General features: G+C 63.0%; 17 protein-coding genes. 6 read left to right on the top strand and 11 right to left on the bottom strand.

The annotated features are described in order from the left end of the window. The first annotated feature begins 25 nt into the window (after positions 1–25). Both FJV77_RS14580 and FJV77_RS14575 read left to right on the top strand, forming a co-directional pair. On the top strand, positions 26–1,462 hold the full coding sequence (locus FJV77_RS14580) for a pyridoxal-phosphate dependent enzyme (protein ID WP_142867489.1): 1,437 nt from the start codon (positions 26–28) through the stop codon (positions 1,460–1,462). After that, positions 1,459–2,637 carry a PLP-dependent aspartate aminotransferase family protein gene (locus tag FJV77_RS14575; protein ID WP_142867488.1) on the top strand — a complete coding sequence of 393 codons (1,179 nt, stop codon included), beginning with the start codon at positions 1,459–1,461 and terminating at the stop codon, positions 2,635–2,637. Before FJV77_RS14580 ends, FJV77_RS14575 begins: the two co-directional genes overlap by 4 nt. Here FJV77_RS14575 and FJV77_RS14570 read toward each other — a convergent pair. Both FJV77_RS14570 and FJV77_RS14565 read right to left on the bottom strand, forming a co-directional pair. Next, positions 2,634–3,137: a GNAT family N-acetyltransferase gene (locus FJV77_RS14570; protein WP_142867487.1), complete on the bottom strand. Its 504-nt coding sequence runs from the start codon at positions 3,135–3,137 to the stop codon at positions 2,634–2,636. The genes FJV77_RS14575 and FJV77_RS14570 overlap by 4 nt on opposite strands. 52 nt (positions 3,138–3,189) lie before the next feature. Beyond that, positions 3,190–3,486 carry a DUF1778 domain-containing protein gene (locus FJV77_RS14565; RefSeq protein ID WP_246691259.1) on the bottom strand — a complete coding sequence of 99 codons (297 nt, stop codon included), beginning with the start codon at positions 3,484–3,486 and terminating at the stop codon, positions 3,190–3,192. Between the two features lie 124 nt (positions 3,487–3,610). Here FJV77_RS14565 and FJV77_RS14560 point away from each other — a divergent pair, with 124 nt between their 5' ends. Beyond that, positions 3,611–3,793, top strand: a complete 183-nt coding sequence (locus FJV77_RS14560; protein ID WP_185970322.1) for a hypothetical protein — start codon at positions 3,611–3,613, stop codon at positions 3,791–3,793. A 109-nt stretch (positions 3,794–3,902) separates the two neighbouring features. Continuing rightward, positions 3,903–4,721 (top strand): methyltransferase domain-containing protein, encoded by an 819-nt coding sequence (locus tag FJV77_RS14555; protein WP_185970319.1) that lies wholly within the window; start codon positions 3,903–3,905, stop codon positions 4,719–4,721. A gap of 50 nt (positions 4,722–4,771) precedes the next feature. On the opposite strand, the gene FJV77_RS14550 is transcribed toward FJV77_RS14555, so the two are convergent. Together FJV77_RS14550 and FJV77_RS14545 are read right to left on the bottom strand one after the other, a co-directional pair. Continuing rightward, positions 4,772–5,080, bottom strand: a complete 309-nt coding sequence (locus FJV77_RS14550) for a UBP-type zinc finger domain-containing protein (protein ID WP_185970318.1) — start codon at positions 5,078–5,080, stop codon at positions 4,772–4,774. Further along, the gene (locus FJV77_RS14545) at positions 5,077–6,750 is read right to left on the bottom strand and encodes a cyclic nucleotide-binding domain-containing thioredoxin-disulfide reductase (protein WP_142867483.1); all 1,674 of its coding nucleotides are present in this window, start codon (positions 6,748–6,750) and stop codon (positions 5,077–5,079) included. Before FJV77_RS14545 ends, FJV77_RS14550 begins: the two co-directional genes overlap by 4 nt. 767 nt (positions 6,751–7,517) lie before the next feature. Between FJV77_RS14545 and FJV77_RS14535 the strand changes: the two genes are divergently transcribed. Next, entirely contained in the window at positions 7,518–7,799 is a 282-nt protein-coding gene (locus FJV77_RS14535) for a hypothetical protein (protein ID WP_185970317.1), read from the top strand. Positions 7,800–8,006: 207 nt separating this feature from the next. Here the strand turns inward: FJV77_RS14535 and FJV77_RS14530 are convergent, their stop codons facing one another. Beyond that, positions 8,007–9,146 (bottom strand): MFS transporter, encoded by a 1,140-nt coding sequence (locus tag FJV77_RS14530; RefSeq protein ID WP_142867538.1) that lies wholly within the window; start codon positions 9,144–9,146, stop codon positions 8,007–8,009. A 162-nt stretch (positions 9,147–9,308) separates the two neighbouring features. On the opposite strand from FJV77_RS14530, the gene FJV77_RS14525 reads away from it, so the two are divergent. Beyond that, on the top strand, positions 9,309–9,827 hold the full coding sequence (locus tag FJV77_RS14525; RefSeq protein WP_142867481.1) for a GNAT family N-acetyltransferase: 519 nt from the start codon (positions 9,309–9,311) through the stop codon (positions 9,825–9,827). Positions 9,828–9,868: 41 nt separating this feature from the next. Here the strand turns inward: FJV77_RS14525 and FJV77_RS14520 are convergent, their stop codons facing one another. The 6 genes from FJV77_RS14520 to FJV77_RS14495 all read right to left on the bottom strand — a co-directional run bounded on the left by FJV77_RS14520 (position 9,869) and on the right by FJV77_RS14495 (position 13,679). Then, positions 9,869–11,257, bottom strand: a complete 1,389-nt coding sequence (locus FJV77_RS14520) for an NAD(P)-binding protein (RefSeq protein WP_142867480.1) — start codon at positions 11,255–11,257, stop codon at positions 9,869–9,871. 49 nt (positions 11,258–11,306) lie between these two features. Continuing rightward, positions 11,307–11,627 (bottom strand): metalloregulator ArsR/SmtB family transcription factor, encoded by a 321-nt coding sequence (locus tag FJV77_RS14515; RefSeq protein WP_142867479.1) that lies wholly within the window; start codon positions 11,625–11,627, stop codon positions 11,307–11,309. Between the two features lie 69 nt (positions 11,628–11,696). Continuing rightward, complete coding sequence (gene arsC, locus FJV77_RS14510; protein ID WP_142867478.1) at positions 11,697–12,119, bottom strand: arsenate reductase (glutaredoxin); 423 nt, start codon at positions 12,117–12,119, stop codon at positions 11,697–11,699. Continuing rightward, on the bottom strand, positions 12,116–12,805 hold the full coding sequence (locus FJV77_RS14505; RefSeq protein WP_142867477.1) for an MIP/aquaporin family protein: 690 nt from the start codon (positions 12,803–12,805) through the stop codon (positions 12,116–12,118). The genes arsC and FJV77_RS14505 overlap by 4 nt, the downstream gene beginning before the upstream one ends. A gap of 5 nt (positions 12,806–12,810) precedes the next feature. Further along, entirely contained in the window at positions 12,811–13,320 is a 510-nt protein-coding gene (locus FJV77_RS14500) for an arsenate reductase ArsC (protein ID WP_142867476.1), read from the bottom strand. Positions 13,321–13,346: 26 nt separating this feature from the next. Continuing rightward, positions 13,347–13,679 carry a metalloregulator ArsR/SmtB family transcription factor gene (locus FJV77_RS14495; RefSeq protein WP_142867475.1) on the bottom strand — a complete coding sequence of 111 codons (333 nt, stop codon included), beginning with the start codon at positions 13,677–13,679 and terminating at the stop codon, positions 13,347–13,349. Positions 13,680–13,752: the final 73 nt, after the last annotated feature.

Raw genomic sequence — 13,752 nt, 5'->3', positions numbered from 1 at the left:
GGTTGCTTGATCAGGGAGCTTCGATATGAGCGAGCACAAGATCGCTGCTTCAGGCAGCACCCCCTCGGACGGCCAATCACGCCTGCGTCCGCCCTATGCCTCGGTGCTCGACCTCATCGGCCAGACGCCGGTGGTCGAACTGACCAAATTCGACACCGGAAAATGCCGGCTGTTCATCAAGCTTGAAAGCCAGAATCCCGGCGGCTCGATCAAGGACCGCATCGCGCTGTCGATGATTGCCGCGGCCGAGAAACAGGGCAAGCTGAAGCGCGGCGGCACCATCGTCGAGGCGACCGCCGGCAACACCGGCCTCGGGCTTGCCCAGGTCGGCATCCCCAAGGGCTACCGCATCATCCTCGTCGTTCCCGACAAGATGTCGCGCGAGAAGATCCAGCATCTGCGCGCGCTGGGTGCGGAAGTACGCATGACGCGTTCCGATGTCGGCAAGGGCCACCCCGAATATTACCAGGACATGGCCGAAAAGATCGCCGCCGAAACCCCCGGCGCTTTCTACGCCAACCAGTTCGCCAATCCGGCCAACCCGCTCGCGCATGAGACCACCACCGGCCCGGAAATCTTTGCCCAGCTCGACGGCAATCTCGACGCCGTGGTCGTCGGCGTCGGCTCCGGCGGCACGCTGACCGGGCTTGGCCGCTACTTCGCGAAAGTCTCGCCGAAGACCGAAATGGTGCTGGCCGATCCTGTGGGATCGGTGCTGGCGCCGCTGATCAAGACCGGCAAGATGGAAGAGGCCGGCAGCTGGACCGTCGAAGGCATAGGCGAGGATTTCGTGCCGCCCAACGCCGATCTGTCGCTGGTCAAGAAGGCCTATTCCATCCCCGACAAGCAGAGCATGCTGGCCGTGCGCGACCTGCTTTCCAAGGAAGGCATTCTTGCCGGCTCGTCCTCCGGCACGCTGTTGTCGGCGGCCCTGCGCTATTGCCGCGAGCAGACGAGCGCGAAGCGCGTCGTCACCTTCGTCTGCGACAGCGGCAACAAATATCTTTCGAAGGTGTTCGACGATTTCTGGCTGGCCGAGCAAGGCCTGGCCGAACAGGAGCAGCATGGCGATCTGCGCGATCTCGTCCTGCGCTCGCACCGCACCGGCGACACCGTCTATGTCGGCCCCGACGAAAGCCTGCTCAACGCCTATGGCCGCATGCGCCGCTCCGATGTCTCGCAGCTGCCGGTGCTCGACAATGGCAAGCTCGTCGGCATTGTCGACGAAAGCGATATTCTGGCCAAGGTCGACGGTCCCTATGACGGCCGCTGGGACCGTTTCAACGGCCCGGTGCGCACGGCCATGACCTCCAATCTGCACACGCTGCAGGCCAGCCAGACACTGGATGCGCTTTTGCCGGTGTTTGACCGCAACGAGGTCGCCATCATCTTCGATGGCGACGAGTTCGTCGGCCTGATAACCCGTATCGACCTGATCAACCATTTGAGGCGCGCACGATGACCGCTCACACCCCGACGGGCAAGAACCGCCTGGCTTTCTCGACTCGCACCATCCATGGCGGCCAGAGCCACGACCCGCTGACCGGCGCCGTCATGGTGCCGATCTATGCGACGTCGACCTACGGCCAGCAATCGCCCGGCGTGCACAAGGGCTTTGAGTACGCCCGCAGCCAGAACCCGACGCGCTTCGCCTTTGAGCGCGCGGTGGCCGATCTCGAAAGCGGCAGCAATGCCTTCGCCTTCGCCTCCGGCCTGGCGGCGATCTCGACCGTGCTGGAACTTCTCGACAGCGGCGCGCATATCGTCGCCACCGACGACATCTATGGCGGTTCGTTCCGGCTAATGGAGCGGGTGCGCAAGCGCTCGGCCAATCTGCAGGTGAGTTTCGTCGACTTCACCGACCTCGCCGCCGTCGAAGCCGCGATCCGCCCGGAGACAAAACTGCTCTGGGTCGAAACGCCGACCAACCCGCTGCTGCGCATCGTCGACCTCGAAGGCGTTGCAGCACTTGCCAAGCGCAAGGGCGTTCTGACGGTCGCCGACAACACGTTCTGCAGCCCCTATATCCAGCGGCCGTTGGAACTCGGCATCGACATCGTCGTCCACTCGACGACAAAGTATCTCAACGGCCATTCCGACATGGTCGGCGGCGTCGCCATCGTCGGCGACAACAAGGATCTCGCCGCCCAGCTGAAATTCCTGCAGAACGCCATCGGCGCCATCTCAGGCCCGTTCGACAGTTTTCTGGCGCTGCGCGGTATCAAGACGCTGGCGCTCAGGATGGAGCGGCACTCGGCGAACGGCCTTAAGATCGCGCAATGGTTGGAAGCGCGAAAAGACGTGCGCCGCGTTGTCTATCCCGGCCTCGCCAGCCATCCGCAGCACGCCATTGCCAAAAAGCAGATGCACGCCTTCGGCGGCATGATTTCGGTCGACCTCGACCGCGACCTCGCCGGCACCAAACGCTTCCTCGAACGCACGCAATTGTTCACGCTGGCCGAAAGCCTCGGCGGCGTCGAAAGCCTGATCGAACATCCGGCGCTGATGACGCATGGCTCGATCCCGGCCGAGAAGCGGGCAGCCATCGGCATCTCGGATTCGCTGGTGCGGTTGTCCGCCGGCATAGAGGATGGCGATGATCTGATCGCCGATCTGGATCAGGCGCTGCGGGCCTAAGGCCCAGCGATCGCAAGATGCAGATCGGCCAAAGAGACCATCAGCGTCATCGGATCGAGCGGTGAGGGATTGAACCCGAGCTTTGTGTAGAAGAGCCGCGCATCCTCGGAAAGTGCATGGACCAGGATGCCTCGAATGCCGAGCGTGTCAGCAGCATTCATGATGCGCCGCGCAGCATCTTGAACAAGCGCCATGCCTAAGCCCTGACGCTGATGAGACACGTCGAGAGCAAGCCTGGCGAGAATGGCGACGGGGATAGGATCGGGCATGTTGCGCCTGAAACGACCGGGCGCATGGCTGGCGGCGACCCCTCCGGACGCCAACGCATAGTAGGCCACAACAGAACCGTCATTCAGGCAGGCGACAAACGTACGTGTGGCGCCGCTGTCCTGATTGGCCAGCGCCCGACGTTTTAGCCAATCGTCCAGAACCGGAACGCCGGACGAAAACGATGACACGTTGTGGGTGCGGTCCAAAGGCACCGGCGGTCGCAGCGTCATTACTGCGTCACGCATCCCTTTGATTTTGGAAAATCGATCCGGATCTTAGGGCTCATTCGCCCGTCTCCCATGGCGCGCGCACGTTCATCAGCTTGGACAGGCGCTTGTCGGGCTTGGCCGGCGCATCCAACAGGGCGAGGAATTCCGCATAGGCCTCCGGCGAGACTTTGATGAGGGTACGGTCGAGCAGCGTATCCTCGGCCATGCGCCGCGCTGCATCGAGGATAAAATCCGTCCGCGTCTTTCCGAGCGCGCGCGCTGCCTCGTCGATCAGGCCACGCTCTTCGGGCTTAATGCGGATATTCAGCGTGCTTCGCTTGGAAGCTTCGGTCGGGGATTCGTGCTTCATGATTTTAGCCATAGCCGACTGTAATGACATTGTCATTATATTTTGAACCGCGCTGTCGTTAACACAATTTGAAGGGCTTGCTTAACCCTTCGCCGCTATGTCCCGCCCGGGGAGGCGTGACAGAGTGAGTGTGATGGACAACAGCCCGGAAAAGCGCAGCGAATGGCGCGCGATTTTTTATGTGCAGGCCCGCGTCGCCATCCTGTTTGTCCCGGTCGTCGTCAGCCTGCTGATCATCGCCACGCTTGCCGGCAACGGGCGCGATGCCGATGCCATCGACCGCACCGTCACCGGCTCCGTGCGATAGGCGCGTTCATAGCCTGGATAGCCATAGGACTCTCATGGGACGGACCCGGCGGTCTGTGCTAGGCTATTTGTCGCCTTCGGACGTTGCCAGATACCCAATTGAGGTCGTCATGAACGAAGCCGACTATGCGCTTGGCTATGCGGAGGCAGAATTGCGCCGCCTGACGACGCAAGCCCAACTGATCGATCCGATAACGCGACGGTTCCTCGATGCTGCCGGAATAGGAAAGGGGATGCGCGTTCTCGACATCGGCAGCGGGGCGGGCGATGTCGCGTTTCTCTGTCGGGAAATGGTAGGGGCGACCGGAGAGGTTGTCGGCACCGATGTTGCGGTTTCCTCTGTCGAACGGGCTGCGTTACGAGCCAAGGAGGCCAACACAAGCCGGGTCTCATTCAGGCATGGCGATGCGGCCGAATTGAATTTTGAACAGCCGTTCGACGCCGTGGTCGGCCGTTATGTTCTCCAGTTCATGCCTGACCCGGCACGTTCGCTCAGGCGCATCGTGCGCCATTTGCGACCCGGAGGGATCATCGCATTCCACGAACTGGATTGGGATGGCGCCCGATCGTCTCCATCGTCGCCGACCTACGATCGAGTTTGCAACTGGCTTGGCCGGACAATCGAAGCAGCGGGCGCCCAAGTACGCCTTGGCACACGTCTCGCGTCAGTGTTCGAGGATGCTGGGTTGCCTCCACCGAACCTGAGGCTGGAGGCAGTCATCGGTTCTGGGCCAGGGGCGCTGGAGGTCGCGCATCTCGTGACCGATCTTGTTGAGACGCAATTGCCGACCATGGAAAGGCTCGGGATTGCCGCATCCTCCGAAATCGACCATGCGACGCTATTAGACCGCATTCTTTCCGAGGCTGGTCGGAGCGGCACATTGATGGGCCGATCCGAGGTGGGGGCTTGGACCACCAAACCGGATTAGTCCGAGCGAGCCTCGACAGGCGCGGTGCGACGATGCACCTGGGCGCCGCCTCAGAAAAACTTCGGGATCGGGCCGTTCTGCGGCGTCACGTCGCCCTCAAGGTCGATGAACACCTCGTCGACAAAGCACCAGGCCCAGCCTTCCGGCGGGTCGTAGCCTTCGATGACCGGATGCTTGGTGGCATGAAAGTGCTTGGTGGCGTGGCGGTTGGGCGAGTCGTCGCAGCAGCCGACATGGCCGCAAGTCCGGCAGAGCCTGAGATGCACCCACATCGAGCCGCTCTTCAGGCATTCTTCGCAGCCGAGCGCGCTCGGCGTCACCGCCTTGATGCCTGTCGTGTGTCTGCATTCATCCATCATGCTCTCCTGGCCAGTTCGGGCGCTGCTGCGTTGGTTCGCGCGAGATAGGCATGCAAGGCCGCCACCACCTGGGCGCCTTCGCCAACGGCGGCGGCGACCCGTTTGACCGAGCCGGAGCGCACATCGCCGATGGCGAACACGCCGCTGCGGCTCGTCTCCATCAGCCCCGCGGCGACGTCGGCGCCGGTGCGCACGAAACCCTTGGCGTCCAGCGCCACATTGCACTCAGCCAGCCAGTCGGTGTTCGGGTCGGCGCCGATGAACAGGAAGAGATGCTGGATCGGGCGGGTCTCGACATCGCCGGTCGCCTGGTTGCGCCAGCTGAGCGCGGTGAGATTGCCGCCTTCGCCTTCCAGCGCCTCGATCTCGGTCTCGCCCAGCACCTCGATGTTGGGCTGCGCCTCGATGCGCTCGACCAGATAGCGCGACATGGTTTCCCTGAGGCCGCCACGGCGCGCCAGCATCGTCACCTTGCGCACCTGGCTGGCGAGATAGACTGCCGCCTGGCCTGCCGAATTGCCGGCGCCGACTAACGCCACCTCTTGGCCCGCGCACAGCCGCGCCTCGATCGGCGAGGCCCAGTAATGCACCGAGGTGCCCTCGAATTCGGCCAGATTGGCGATGTCGAGCCGGCGGTAGCGCGCGCCGCTGGCGATCACCACGGCGCGTGCCCGCAGGCTTTCGCCGTCGCCGACGGCGAGCGTGTAGCCGTCGCTCGCTGCGCCGAGCAGCTTCGCCTCGTCGGGAATGACCATTTCGACGCCGAATTTCTGCGCCTGGTTGTAGGCGCGCGCCATCAGCGCCATGCCGGTAATGCCTGTGGGGAAACCGAGATAGTTTTCGATGCGCGAGGAGGCGCCGGCCTGGCCGCCAAAGGCGCGGCAATCGAGCACGATGGTGGACAGCCCTTCGGACGCCGCATAGACCGCCGCCGCCAGCCCCGCCGGCCCGGCGCCGACAATGGCGACGTCATAGACTATGTCTGAGTCGATGGGCCGCAGCAGGCCGAGGCAGCGGGCGAGTTCGGTTTCGCCGGGATTGTGCATCAGCTTACCGTTGGGACAGAGCACGATCGGCAGATGGTGCTGGTCGACATGAAAATGCTCGATCAGTGTTTTGGCGCACGGGTCGCTGTCGGAATCCAGCGCCCGGTGCGGCTGGCCGCTGCGCCGGAGAAACCCCTGCAGCCGCAGCGTGTCGCCATTGCCGGCGGGGCCGATGACGACCGGCCCGCTGCTGCCGCTTTCGAGCAGACCGACGCGGCGCAGGATCAGCGCGCGCATGATCCGCTCGCCGAGGCTGGCCTCCTGCACCATCAGGTCGCGCAGCCGCTGCGAGGGAATGACGAAGGCCTCGACCGGCTCCCTGGCTTCGGCATTGACCAGCGACGGCCGGCTGGAAAGCTGCGCCAGTTCTCCGATGAAATTGCCGGGACCATGGGTGACAATGGTCTCGCGCCGGCCGGGCCTGATATCCTGGGTGATGTCGACCGCGCCCGACAGGATGACGATCAGCCCCGGCGCCACGGAGCCGGCGGTGACAATATGCTCGCCGGCGGCATAGGAACTCGCCTCGCCGAACCGGCGCATGCGCTCGATATCGGCGTCGCCCAGGATGGGAAACATCTGGTCGCGGCGGGTGACGGTGATCGGCTGGGCGGATGGGGCCATGGTTCGGAGCGTAGCGTCATGGGCGCCGGGTTTGAAGCAGTTTGTTGGCAGCCTGACCGGAAGGGCAGGGTTGGCCCCGCGACTTCGTCTGCAGGAGGAGCAACGCTCCTTCTGAGGCCAAATAGACCGGCCGCCTAGGCAGCGTGAGCAGGTGAAGCGTCTACGACAAGCTCAACCTTCTGGGCGTGCTCGGCAGCTATGTTGACCAAAGCGGCAGCCGTTTCCTGGGGTGTCCACCCTTGAGCCAATGCCGCCGCCACCAGCTCTCCAAATGCCGCCTCCAATGCGACTTCACAATTGATCTCCCGATCTTTGCACGTCTCGGACAGGAGCGGCGCTTGCACGGATTGCGTCATAAGTTTGCACCTCGAATGCCGGTCTTACCGGAGCCCCAAAAAACTCAGTATGGCGATGATGATAACGACAGCCCCAACGGCCCATATGATCCTGTTCACGACGGCTCTCCCTGTTCAATCCGCGATCTCAAACAACAGCCAGACGTGCTCCCTGTTCCCAAAAGGCCTGCCCATACGACCATTGCGCGCTTTGTCGGACTTAAGTCCTATGCGCCGAACGAGGCTTGGACTGTCTGGTGACCGGCAGACGCGGGTGGCGCTGGCTTCCCTGGCCAACCGGACACGGAGACGCATTCGTCTCGAAGCCGCTCCGTTCAGACTGAAGTCCTAAGCCACTACGACTGAATACCCCGAGCAGGAACAAAGGCTTACAGCCGCCGTTGCCCCTTGAGAACTTAAAAGGAGGAAGACATGGCTGACGGACCAACTGTTGTGAATTCTGGAGGGGGCGCAGGAACGGCGGTAGCGGTTGTTGTTGCCATCGTCGCCATCCTTGCCCTGCTCTTCGTCACCGGCGTCATCAATCTCAATGGCGGCGGTGGGGGACAAGACATCAACGTGAAAGTCGACGTGCCTAAGGTTGAGGCGCCCGCCTCTGCTCCCAAGGCCGAGGCGCCTGCCTCAGCGCCCAAGGTTGAGGCACCTGCGCCCGCGCCGGCGGCTCCAGCCCCGGCTCCTGCCTCCGGCGGTTGAGCCGATAGGCTGCGGCTCCAGCGCGGGAGGAGCGCTGGAGCCAGCTTTTCACCGGGGAACAAGACAATGGATGATCCACACAACAGCGTATTGGAAGCTCGGTGGCTTCTTGCCGTGCCGGCTTCGGTGCTCTTCGCGGTCTTGTTGGCCGGCCTGATCCTGACCTGAAACACTTCCGCGCGAAATGGCGCGGCTGGCAACTTACCGCTAGCTGATGCGGACACGTCGCATGGCACTGCGCCTGAGGGTAAACAGAACGCCGACCAGTGCGACGTTGATCAGCGCAAGGCCGAGCAGTACGCTCAGCAATCCGCGCTCACCTGTGTGCTGCAAGAGCAGCGCGCCAATCGAAGGCGCAGCCGCTTGAGCGATCAAGCTCGGCATGGCGAGCCGGCCCATCAGCTTCGCATAGCCGCCGGCGCCAAACAGGGCGAGCGGCAGCGTGCCGCGCGCGATCGATTCCAGGCCGATGCCGGCGCTGTAGAACACCAGGGCGACCGGCAGAACCGGCAGGCCGGTCCAGAGCGTCGCCACACCGATGGCCACAAAGGTCACCGATGCGAGTTTGGTCCAGACCGGATGGTGATAGCGGGCGATCGTCATCTCGATGGCGCGGGCGCCGACCTGGGCAGGACCGACCAGCGCGCCGAGGCCGACCGCGGCGCCGAGCGCCAGGCCGGTCGATTGCAACACGGTCAGCAAATGCACCGACAAGGTCGACGATATGACCGCCGACAGCGTGATGCTTGCCGCCAGCGTCGCCATCAGGGGCAGGCTGCGCGGCGCCAGGCCGGTTTCCGGCGCGGCAGTCGCCTGGGCAGACGCTTCGGCGGGAACGCCGCGCGGCAGGATGAGCAGATAGGCGGGCAACGCCACCACAAGCTGGAGTGCCGCATAGACCAGGCACACGCCGCGCCAGCCGAACGCATCGAGCAGAAACGCCGAAATCGGCCAGCACACCGTGCTGGCAAAACCGCCAAACAGCGTCAGGCTGGTGATGGTCGAGCGGGCGCTGCGCCCATACATCCGTCCGAGCGTGCTGAAGGCGGCGTCATAGAGGCCGGCGCCCATGCCGAAACCCATGATCAGCCAGCCGGCGACGAAGACGGCCAGCGTCGGCGACACGGCCACCACCGCCTGGCCAATGCCAAGGCAAACGGCGCTGAAGGCGAGCGTCATGCGCCCGCCATGGCGTTCGATTGCCGCACCGACATGCGGCGATATCAGGCCCGCGACCAAGAGCCCGAGCGACAGGCTGCCGATCACCCAGGGAAAGGGCCAGCGGGTCTCAGCCGACACGGCAGGGCCAATGACGGCCGGCAGATAGTAGGAGGAGCCCCATGCCATGATCTGCGTGAGGCCGAGCGTCGTGACGATGACAGGACGACTTGGGATTCCAGGCGATTCCACTCAGGCATGCTCCCGGGAAGCGAGCAAAGCGGCTATCGTCGGTGCCTTCACGCGCCCGTAAAAGCCCGCTATTTCTGACCATTCAAGAGGAAGGACCTGATGCGCATCGCCGTGTTTGATGAGAATGAGGCAAGGCTTCATGTGAACGCCCTGGTCGAGATGCTGACCCAGAGCGTCGAAGACGGCGCGCTCGTCGGCTTCGTGCTTCCTTTCGATGAGCCTCAGGCACTGGCGCATTGGGAGGATATTTTTCGTTCGGTGAGGGAAGGCGAACGGCTGCTCATCTGTGCCGATATAGACGGCCGTGTCGTCGGCACGGTTCAACTTTATCTTTCGCCGGAGCCGAACGCGCCACACCGGGCCGAAGTCTACAAACTCCTCGTTCATCGCGACTTCCGGCGGCAAGGCATCGGTCTCGCTCTCATGCAGGCTGTCGAGCGTGAGGCCATAAGCAGAAAACGGTCCTTGCTCCTCCTCGATACGGTCGAGGGCGGAGCCAGCGAGCGGCTTTACAGGCGGCTCGACTGGCACGAGGTCGGCTCTGTCCCGCATCACTTCGTCGACCCGCATGGCCAGCCGAAAGTCTCCATCTATTTCATGAAGCATCTGCCGCTTTAGGCTTCGGCTGCGCATGCCGGCCGTCGATAGTGGCAGCGGGCTCACGCGGCAACGCCGCAACCGCACCCACCTTTGCCGACAGCTTTCGCCTCGACATCGGCGACGCAGCAGCCATCCGCCTCCTTTGCTGCCGGGCCGCCGCAACAGCCTTTTGAGGCATCGCCAAGTGAAGAAGACGGCACCGTACAGACGCCGGTTTCCGGCAGCACCAGTTGCACTGCGTCGGCGGAAACCATGTCGCCGGCAAGAGCGGCAGCAACAGAGCGGACCTGTTCATAACCCGTCAGCAGCAGGAAGGTTGGCGCCCTGCCATAGCTCTTGATGCCGACCGTGTAGAAATCGGGCTCGGGATGGCTGAGCTCACGGTGGCCATGCGGCGGCACATCACCGCAGGAATGCTCGTTAGGATCGATGAGTGGCCCCAGTGCCTTGACGCCTTCAAGCCACGGATCGAGGTCGAGCCGAAGCTCCCTGGTCAGCGAGAGATCGGGCCGTTGCCCGGTTGCGGCGATGATGCGGTCGACAGGGCCGATCTGGCGCAAACCGCGAGCGGTCTCGCCCTCGACGATCAGACGATTTTCCTGCGCACGGATGGCGACGGTCGCAAATCCTGTCACCAGCGAGACGCGGCCGCTTTCCGCCAGTTCGCGAACATCGGCGCCAAGCTCGCCGCGCGCCGGCAAAGCATCGGCATCGCCGCCGCCATAGATGCGCACCAGGTCGGTGCCGCGCGTCACCCAGATGGACGCGGTGCCGGCCTCGGCATCGGCCAGTCTGGCGAGGTCGAGCAACGCATTGGCGGCCGAATGCCCCGAACCGGCAACCAGCGTCGTGCGTCCGGCATAAAGAGCGCGGTCACGGCCGAGAATGTCAGGGATGCCATAGGCGATACGGTCGGCATTCTCTGCCTCGCCCTCGGCCGCGATCCCGCCCGCGCCGAGCGGATTGGGCATCTGCCAGGTGCCGGAGGCATCGATGACGGCGCGGGCGCTGTCTCGCCTTGTGCCATTGGCCGTTTCGACCACCAGCATGAAGGGCCGCGTCTCGCGTGCTTTACTCAGCACCTTGTCGGCGCCCCAGCGCGAGATACCAACGACGCGAGCGCCGGTTTCGATCACCGGCGCCAGTTCCGGCAGCCCGGCAAGCGGTTCCAGGTAATGCTCGACAAGCTCGCCGGCGGTGGGGAATGCGTCGGGCTCCGGCATGTGCCAGCCGTGGGCCTCGAGCAATTTTCTCGCCGCGTGATCGATGCAATAGCGCCAGGGCGTGAACACTCTGACATGGCCCCAATCCCGCAGGTTGGACGCAACACCGCTGCCGGTCTCATAGACTTTCACCGGCAGGCCCTGTTCCAAAAGATGGACCGCTGCCGCCAACCCAACCGGACCGGCGCCGATGACGGCAATGGGTAGATCGCTTTGCGGGGTCATTTCTATACCTTCCATCATTCCGGGATTATCGAAATAACAAGCAAAAAAATTATGCGGCCACTTCTCCGGTGGCGGGAGTGCAGGCGGCATCGGCACAGCATTCGTTGGCGAGGAAACCGATCAGATCTTGCATGATAGGATAGTCGGCGCGGCAGATCAGCGTCGTCGCCTGCCGTTCCTGAGTCACCAGGCCGGTCAGGATCAGCCGATGCAGATGATGCGACAAGGTCGAGGCAGCGATGCCGAGACTGTCCTGCAAATAACCGACCGGCCTGCCGGCTGCACCGGCCCTGACCAGCGTGCGATAGAGGTTCAGCCGCGTCGGGTTGCCGAGCGCTTCAAGCTGCTTTGCTGCTTGTTCGAGTTTCATGGAAATACAATATGCCAGTGACCGAGGCCGTCAAGTGTTATTTCGACTGCCATCGAAATAACACGCTGCTCAGATGACGCGCTTGCCCTCGGCATCGATGACGACCTCACCGTCCTCCTTTGTGAAGGCGCCGATCTGCGGATTTGGAAGGATGTCGAGAACCGCTTCCGACGGCCGCGCCAGCACGACGCCGAGCGGTGTCACCACGATCGGCCGGTTGATCAGGATCGGATGCGCCAGCATGAAATCGACAATCTCGTCGTCGCTCCATTTGGGATCGCCGAGGTTGAGCTCGGCATAGGGGGTACCCTTCTCGCGCAGCAAGTCGCGCGGTGTCATTCCCATCGCCGCAATCAGCTCGACGAGCTTTTCGCGCGACGGCGGCGTCTTGAGATATTCGATCACCTCCGGTTCTTCGCCGGACTGACGGATGATCGCCAGGGTGTTGCGTGAGGTGCCGCAATCGGGATTGTGATAGATGGTGATGGTCATTGCGCAGCTTTCATCTCTGGCTCGGGTTTGGGTTCTGAAAGCAGCCAGCCGGCCAGCGCCATGGCGAGTAGCGCGCCAAGCAGTTCGGCGCCGATGAAGGCCGGGACATCGAGCGGCCGGATGCCAGCAAAAGTGTTGGACAAGGCACGCGCGATGGCGACGGCCGGATTGGCAAACGAGGTCGAGGCGGTGAACCAATAGGCCGATGTGATGTAGAGCCCGACCAGCCACGGAATGGCGTCGCTTCGAAAACGCAGGCCGGCAAGAATAGTGAAGACAAGGCCAAAGGCGGCCGCGATCTCCGCGATCCACTGGCCGCTTCCGGCCCTCACGGTCTGGGAGATTTGCAGGATCGGCAGGTCGAACATGGCGTGCGCCAGGAATGTACCTGCGATGCCGCCCGTGATTTGGGCGATGACGTAGGCAATAGCCGCCCTTGTCTCGAGTTCCCGCCGCAAGGCAAAGACCAGCGTCACCGCCGGATTGAAGTGCGCCCCGGAGATCGGCCCAAGAATGGTGATCAGCACCACTAGCATAGCGCCGGTCGGGATCGTGTTGCCGAGCAGCGAAAGCGCCACGTCGTCGGTCAGGCGATCGGCCATGATGCCCGAACCGACAACCGCGGCAACCAGCATGGCGGTGCCGAGCGCTTCGGCGACAAGGCGTCGTGACAAATCAGTGGCCATGCTGTTCAGCCTGCCTTGGGATGATTGCGACCGATCTCATCCAGCCGCTTCTGCAAGGCAAGCTTGTCGACTGTATTCATCGGCAGACTGACGAAGATTGAAATCCTGTTATTGAGCATGCGGTAGGCATCGGCGAATGCCAGGTGCTTTTCAGCATCCGTGCCCTCGACGGCTGCGGGATCGGGCACTCCCCAATGCGCCGTCATCGGCTGACCGGGCCATACGGGACAGGATTCATTGGCTGCGTTGTCGCATACAGTGAAAACGAAATTCATCTCAGGTGCGCCCGGCATCGCAAATTCCTCCCAGTCCTTCGAACGGGCAAAGGAGGTATCGTGGTTGAGGGTCTTTAGAAGCTGCAGCGTATAGGGATGGACCGCACCCTTCGGATGGGAACCGGCGGAAAAGGCCTTGAACCGGCCGGCGCCGACACGGTTCAGGATCGCCTCCGCGAGGATCGACCGCGCCGAATTACCGGTGCACAGAAACAACACGTTGTAGATATGATCGCTCATTGCTTCCTCCCCTGCCATTTGCCGGCCTAACACTTGCAAGTCACCGCCTGGATTGCCGGCTGGCAAAGCTCCGGGGCACCGTTGCAGCAATCCTCCATGAGGTAAGCAAGCAAGTCGCGAAAACCGGTCATGTCGGCGACATAGCGAATGGTGCGCCCCTCGCGCTCGGCGCGGACCAGCCCGGCATGGCCAAGTATCTTCAGATGCGCCGACATGGTGTTCTGGACGATGCTTAGGCGCGATGCGACCTCGCCGGCGGGCACGCCTTCAGCGCCGGCCCGAACCAGCAGCCGGAAAACCTCCAGCCTTGTATCCTGGCCAAGCGCAGCAAGCGCGAGAAGGGCGGTCTCTTTGTTCACGTATCCATAAATCCAGATTTATCGTCATATAGCCAAGGCGTATGACATTTGGATGACATTCAGGAAGCTGGAT

Source organism: Mesorhizobium sp. WSM4306, from assembly GCF_007003975.1.
In the GTDB taxonomy this organism is placed as follows: domain Bacteria; phylum Pseudomonadota; class Alphaproteobacteria; order Rhizobiales; family Rhizobiaceae; genus Mesorhizobium.
Note: the sequence above shows the minus strand (reverse complement) of the source record. Positions and strands in the feature narration are given on the sequence as shown.

What these genes read in the sequence shown, in the direction of transcription:
- FJV77_RS14550 (WP_185970318.1), bottom strand. Translation starts at nt 5,080, where the DNA reads ATGATGGATGAATGCAGACACACGACAGGCATCAAGGCGGTGACGCCG.
- FJV77_RS14505 (WP_142867477.1), bottom strand. Translation starts at nt 12,805, where the DNA reads ATGGCCACTGATTTGTCACGACGCCTTGTCGCCGAAGCGCTCGGCACC.
- FJV77_RS14555 (WP_185970319.1), top strand. Translation starts at nt 3,903, where the DNA reads ATGAACGAAGCCGACTATGCGCTTGGCTATGCGGAGGCAGAATTGCGC.
- FJV77_RS14535 (WP_185970317.1), top strand. Translation starts at nt 7,518, where the DNA reads ATGGCTGACGGACCAACTGTTGTGAATTCTGGAGGGGGCGCAGGAACG.
- FJV77_RS14525 (WP_142867481.1), top strand. Translation starts at nt 9,309, where the DNA reads ATGCGCATCGCCGTGTTTGATGAGAATGAGGCAAGGCTTCATGTGAAC.
- FJV77_RS14570 (WP_142867487.1), bottom strand. Translation starts at nt 3,137, where the DNA reads ATGACGCTGCGACCGCCGGTGCCTTTGGACCGCACCCACAACGTGTCA.
- arsC (WP_142867478.1), bottom strand. Translation starts at nt 12,119, where the DNA reads ATGACCATCACCATCTATCACAATCCCGATTGCGGCACCTCACGCAAC.
- FJV77_RS14565 (WP_246691259.1), bottom strand. Translation starts at nt 3,486, where the DNA reads ATGAAGCACGAATCCCCGACCGAAGCTTCCAAGCGAAGCACGCTGAAT.
- FJV77_RS14530 (WP_142867538.1), bottom strand. Translation starts at nt 9,146, where the DNA reads ATGGCATGGGGCTCCTCCTACTATCTGCCGGCCGTCATTGGCCCTGCC.
- FJV77_RS14580 (WP_142867489.1), top strand. Translation starts at nt 26, where the DNA reads ATGAGCGAGCACAAGATCGCTGCTTCAGGCAGCACCCCCTCGGACGGC.
- FJV77_RS14575 (WP_142867488.1), top strand. Translation starts at nt 1,459, where the DNA reads ATGACCGCTCACACCCCGACGGGCAAGAACCGCCTGGCTTTCTCGACT.
- FJV77_RS14515 (WP_142867479.1), bottom strand. Translation starts at nt 11,627, where the DNA reads ATGAAACTCGAACAAGCAGCAAAGCAGCTTGAAGCGCTCGGCAACCCG.
- FJV77_RS14500 (WP_142867476.1), bottom strand. Translation starts at nt 13,320, where the DNA reads ATGAGCGATCATATCTACAACGTGTTGTTTCTGTGCACCGGTAATTCG.
- FJV77_RS14545 (WP_142867483.1), bottom strand. Translation starts at nt 6,750, where the DNA reads ATGGCCCCATCCGCCCAGCCGATCACCGTCACCCGCCGCGACCAGATG.
- FJV77_RS14520 (WP_142867480.1), bottom strand. Translation starts at nt 11,257, where the DNA reads ATGACCCCGCAAAGCGATCTACCCATTGCCGTCATCGGCGCCGGTCCG.